At 68.7% G+C, this 4,645-nt stretch carries 6 protein-coding genes; 4 read left to right on the top strand and 2 right to left on the bottom strand.

Annotated elements, in window-relative coordinates:
* Positions 1–131: 131 nt before the first annotated feature.
* The 4 genes from recQ to BGN95_RS19555 all read left to right on the top strand — a co-directional run bounded on the left by recQ (position 132) and on the right by BGN95_RS19555 (position 3,792).
* Positions 132–1,892 (top strand): DNA helicase RecQ, encoded by a 1,761-nt coding sequence (recQ, locus tag BGN95_RS19570; RefSeq protein ID WP_286773748.1) that lies wholly within the window; start codon positions 132–134, stop codon positions 1,890–1,892.
* 78 nt (positions 1,893–1,970) lie between these two features.
* The gene (locus tag BGN95_RS19565; protein ID WP_179513073.1) at positions 1,971–2,405 is read left to right on the top strand and encodes a protein tyrosine phosphatase family protein; all 435 of its coding nucleotides are present in this window, start codon (positions 1,971–1,973) and stop codon (positions 2,403–2,405) included.
* A 5-nt stretch (positions 2,406–2,410) separates the two neighbouring features.
* Positions 2,411–2,815 carry a hypothetical protein gene (locus tag BGN95_RS19560; RefSeq protein WP_286773747.1) on the top strand — a complete coding sequence of 135 codons (405 nt, stop codon included), beginning with the start codon at positions 2,411–2,413 and terminating at the stop codon, positions 2,813–2,815.
* An 80-nt stretch (positions 2,816–2,895) separates the two neighbouring features.
* Complete coding sequence (locus BGN95_RS19555; protein ID WP_179513797.1) at positions 2,896–3,792, top strand: sterol desaturase family protein; 897 nt, start codon at positions 2,896–2,898, stop codon at positions 3,790–3,792.
* Positions 3,793–3,861: 69 nt separating this feature from the next.
* On the opposite strand, the gene BGN95_RS19550 is transcribed toward BGN95_RS19555, so the two are convergent.
* Both BGN95_RS19550 and BGN95_RS19545 read right to left on the bottom strand, forming a co-directional pair.
* Positions 3,862–4,263 (bottom strand): DUF1489 family protein, encoded by a 402-nt coding sequence (locus tag BGN95_RS19550; RefSeq protein WP_179513071.1) that lies wholly within the window; start codon positions 4,261–4,263, stop codon positions 3,862–3,864.
* 14 nt (positions 4,264–4,277) lie between these two features.
* A partial coding sequence (locus BGN95_RS19545) for a magnesium transporter (protein ID WP_286773746.1) occupies positions 4,278–4,645 on the bottom strand: 368 nt, incomplete at its 5' end.

The raw sequence follows: 4,645 nt of genomic DNA, 5'->3' as shown, positions 1-4,645 counted from the left end.
GCTGATAGGCCGCCACCGCGCGATGCCCCGCCACATCCAGCTCGAATTCCTGCTCCGCCCGATTGTCCCGCACGATTTCCATCGAAAGTCCTTTCCCGATCGCTGTCGCGTGCCGCTATAGCGATTGGATCATGGCTGCCGATCCCGTTTCCGTTCTCCAGCGTATCTTTGGCTTTCCCGATTTCCGCGGCGTCCAGCGCGACGTGGTGAGCCGCGTATTGACGGGCGAGAATACGCTCGCGGTGATGCCGACCGGGGCGGGCAAGTCGCTGTGCTACCAGCTTCCCGCGGTGATGCTGGAGGGGACATGCGTCGTCGTCTCGCCGCTGATCGCGCTGATGCACGACCAGCTGCGCGCCGCCGAGGCGGTCGGCATCCGCGCCGCGACCTTGACCAGCGTCGACGAGAATCGCGCCGAGACCCGCGGGCGCTTCCTCGATGGCGCGCTCGATCTGCTCTACGTCGCGCCTGAACGTGCCTCGACCGCCGATTTCCGCGATCTGCTCGACCGCGGCAAGGTCGCGCTGTTCGCGATCGACGAGGCGCATTGCGTCAGCGAATGGGGGCATGATTTCCGCCCCGATTACCGGCTGCTGCGCCCGCTGCTCGACAGTTTCGCCGGCGTCCCCCGGCTCGCGCTGACCGCCACCGCCGATGCGCATACCCGCGCCGATATCCTCGAACAGCTCGGCATCCCCCACCAGGGGATGATCGTCGCCGGGTTCGACCGCCCCAATATCCGCTACGCGATCACCCCGCGCGACGGAACGACGCGGCAGATCGTCGATCTTGTCCGCGCGACTCCCGGCCCCGGCATCGTCTATGCCCAGACCCGCGCCGGCACCGAGCGGCTGGCCGAGGCGCTCGCCGTCACCGGGCGCCCGGTGCGCGCCTATCATGCCGGGCTCGACCCCGCGGTGCGCGCCGCCAATCAGGCCGCCTTCGTCGCCTCGGAGGATATGGTGATCTGCGCCACGGTCGCGTTCGGGATGGGGATCGACAAGCCCGACGTGCGCTTCGTCGCGCACGCCGGGCTGCCCAAGTCGATCGAGGCTTATTATCAGGAAACCGGCCGCGCCGGGCGCGACGGCGATCCGGCGGTCGCGCATCTCTTCTGGGGCGCCGAGGATTTCGCGCGCGCGCGCCAGCGGATCGGCGAGGTCGAGGCGCACCGCCAGCCCGGCGAGCGCGCGCGGCTCAACGCGCTTGGCGCGCTGGTCGAGACCGCGGGGTGCCGCCGCCGCATCCTGCTCGCGCATTTCGGCGAGGAGGCGCCCGCCGCCTGCGGCAATTGCGACAATTGCCTCGCCCCGCCCAAGGCGATCGACGCGACCGAGACCGCGCGCAAATATCTCTCGGCGGTGTTCCGCACCGGGCAGATGTTCGGCTCGACCTATGTCGAGCAGGTGCTGACCGGCAAATCGACCGAGCGCAGCCTAGTCAACGGGCATGAATCGCTCTCGGTCTGGGGGATCGTCGACGGCGAGGAGACGATCCTGCTCAAGCCGGTCGGCCGCGCGCTGCAGCTGCGCGACGCGCTCCGCGCCAACCCGCACGGCGGGCTCGAATTCGGCCCCGCGGCACGCGCGATCCTCAAGGGCGAGGAGCCGGTCGCGCTCGTCCTGCCGCCCAAGCGCGAGCGCCGCCGCAAGGGCGAGGCCGCCGCCAATCCGGTCGGCGATCCCTTGTTCGAGGCGCTGCGCGCCAAGCGCCGCGATCTTGCGCGCGAGGCGCAGGTGCCGCCCTATGTCATCTTCCACGATTCGGTGCTGCGCGAGATGGCCGCGATGCGGCCGGCATCGATCGCGCAAATGGCGGGGATCGCCGGGGTGGGTCAGCGCAAGCTCGATGCCTATGGCGAGGCGTTTCTCCGGGTTATCCACGAAAACTGACGGGTGACCCGGTTCAAACCGGCGACGAGCTGCGTTAGAGGCGGGACACGCCGTTCCTTGCCAGCCAGGTTTTCGATCATGCTCGACATCCGTCCTATCGACGCCACCATCTCCGTCGCGCCGCAGATCGCGCCCGAGGATATCGCCGCGATCAAGGCCGCGGGTTTCGTCGCGATCGTCAACAACCGCCCCGACGACGAGGAAGGCGGCCAGCCGAGCGGCGACGCGATCCGCACCGCGGCCGAGGATGCCGGGCTCGCTTACACCGCGATCCCGATCACCCATGCCGGCTTCTCGCAGGCGCAGGTCGTCGCGATGAGCGAGGCGCTGGCCAATGCCAACGGCCCGGTGCTCGCCTTCTGCCGCTCGGGGACGCGCTCGTGCAACCTCTGGGCGCTGGCGCAGGCGAGCCTGGGTGCCGACCGCGACGAGCTGACCGCCAAGGGCGCCGGCGCGGGCTACAACCTCACCAACCTCCGCCCGCTGATGGATGCGGTGGCGCAGCAGGGCTGACGCATTTGACCGCGATGAACTGGATGACGCTCGGCGGGTCGCTCGCCGCGGTGCTCGCGCTGGGCGGGGTCGCGGCGGCGCTCAAGCTCGGCCGGTCGGAGCGGATTCTGGTCGAGGAAGCCGATGCGCTGCGCGAGGCCGATCAGGCGGTCGCGGGGTTCGCGGGCATCTCCGCGGTGATCGGCAGCGACGGGCGCGGCGCTCTGGTGTTCGGCGAGGATCGCCGTGTCGTCGTGCTCAAGGCGCATGGCGCGCATATCGCCGCGCGGGTGATCGCCTGGGATGCGGTGCGCGCCACGCCGGGCGGGATGCTGGTCGAAACGGGCGAGCGACGCTTCGGCGCGGTCGCGCTGCCGGGGGTCGACGCGCTCGACGTGCGCAGGCTGGCGCCGCAACTGACACAGGTGTAAGCCCTGCGGCCGTGGAGCCGCAGCTGCCCGATCCCGTGACCATCGCCGTTCCCGGCTTCGTCCTGCTCGTGCTGGCGGAAATGCTCGTCGCGCGGGTGCGCGATCGTCGCCGCTACGAGCCGCGCGATACGCTGACCAGCCTGATGCTCGGCTTCGGCAGCACGATCGCCGGGGCGCTTTCGGCCGGCGCGGTCTATGCCTTGGCCTTATGGGTGTGGCGCTTCCGATTGTTCGATATCGGCTGGCAATGGTATTGGTTCGTCGTCGCCTTTGTGCTCGACGATCTGGCCTATTACGTCTTCCACCGCTCGGCGCATCGCGTCCGCTGGTTCTGGGCGAGCCACGTCATCCACCACAGCTCGCAGCATTATAACCTGTCGACCGCGCTCAGGCAGACCTGGACCGGCTTCTTCAGCCTCGCTTTCCTGTTCCGCCTGCCGCTGTTCCTGATCGGCTTCCCGCCGGCGATGGTCTTCTTCGTCGCGGGGGTGAACCTCGTCTATCAATTCTGGATCCACACCGAGGTGATCGGGCGGATGCCGCGCTGGTTCGAGGCGGTGATGAACACCCCCTCGCACCACCGCGTCCACCACGCGACCAACCCGCGCTATCTCGATCGCAATTATGCCGGGGTGTTCATCGTCTGGGACCGGCTGTTCGGCACCTTCACCCCCGAGCTCGCCGAGGATCGCCCGCGCTACGGCATCGTCCACCAATTGGGCTCGTTCAACCTCGGCTGGGCGGCGTTCCACGAATGGATCGGGATTGCGCGCGATCTGCGCGCCGCGCCGTGGCGGGCGAAGCCGGGCTATCTGCTCGGCCCACCCGGCTGGAGCCACGACGGCAGCCGCGACACCAGCGAGACATTACGCGCCGCGTGGCAGGCGCGTCAGACACCTTTTGGAAATGCCCCTGCGGTGCATTTCGAGGCGGCACCGGCCCGCTCCCCCACCCGACCTCCCCCGAGTGTATCCTGATGGGAGGTCGGGTGGGGGAGCGGGCCGGTGCCGCGAAAATGCGGTGAAACCGCATTTTCTAAACTGGTCTCATAGCAGCCCCAATTCGGCGAGTCTGCCGGCGAGCGACGCGGGCAACACCGCCTCCGCCTCGCCGCCCGCAAGATCGATCGGCGCATCGGCCGCCTCGAGATAGCGCCAGCCCTGATGCGCGCGCTTCGGCCGCGGGTGGACCAGCCGCAGCAGCGGATCGATATGGATCGCGACGCGGCCGCCTTCCGCCTCGCCGAACGACAGGATCGGCGAGCGCGCGACCAGCGCATGTTTGATGATCCAGAACAGCGAACCCTGCCCGGCGATCTCCTCATGGCGCTTGGGCAGATAGCGCGTGGTGAGGAACACCGGCCCCTGCTCGCCCCGGATGCGCAGACGCTCGGCGAGATCCTCGACGCCGGCGGCGCCGAACGCGACCTTGGTAAGATGAAGCGGCATCAGCGAAATGTGGTCTAGTGCCCGAGGCCCCACAAGGTGGCAAGGCCAAGGAAAGAGAAGAATCCCATCACATCGGTGATCGTGGTGACGAACACCGCAGAGGATACCGCCGGATCGACATTGGCCTTGTCGAGCGCCACCGGCACGACCACCCCGACCAGCCCCGCGACGATCGAGTTGAAGATCATCGACAGCGCGAACACCGTCGACAGCCCGGCGTTGGCGAGGATGACATAGCTGCCCAACGCGCCGACCGTGCCGAGCGCGGCGCCGTTGAAGATCGCGACGCGGAACTCGCGGAACAGCATCCGCGCGGTATTCGAGCTGGTGAGCTGGTTGGTCGCGAGCGCGCGCACCACCACCGCGAGCGTCTGCGTCCCGG

Source organism: Sphingomonas sp. 66-10 (assembly GCF_001897045.1).
GTDB lineage: Bacteria > Pseudomonadota > Alphaproteobacteria > Sphingomonadales > Sphingomonadaceae > Sphingomonas > Sphingomonas lycopersici.
This window is presented reverse-complemented; position numbering and strand designations above follow the sequence as displayed.

Coding starts and splice junctions, on each gene's coding strand:
- recQ (WP_286773748.1), top strand. CDS start 132: ATGGCTGCCGATCCCGTTTCCGTTCTCCAGCGTATCTTTGGCTTTCCC.
- BGN95_RS19565 (WP_179513073.1), top strand. CDS start 1,971: ATGCTCGACATCCGTCCTATCGACGCCACCATCTCCGTCGCGCCGCAG.
- BGN95_RS19555 (WP_179513797.1), top strand. CDS start 2,896: ATGCTCGTCGCGCGGGTGCGCGATCGTCGCCGCTACGAGCCGCGCGAT.
- BGN95_RS19550 (WP_179513071.1), bottom strand. CDS start 4,263: ATGCCGCTTCATCTTACCAAGGTCGCGTTCGGCGCCGCCGGCGTCGAG.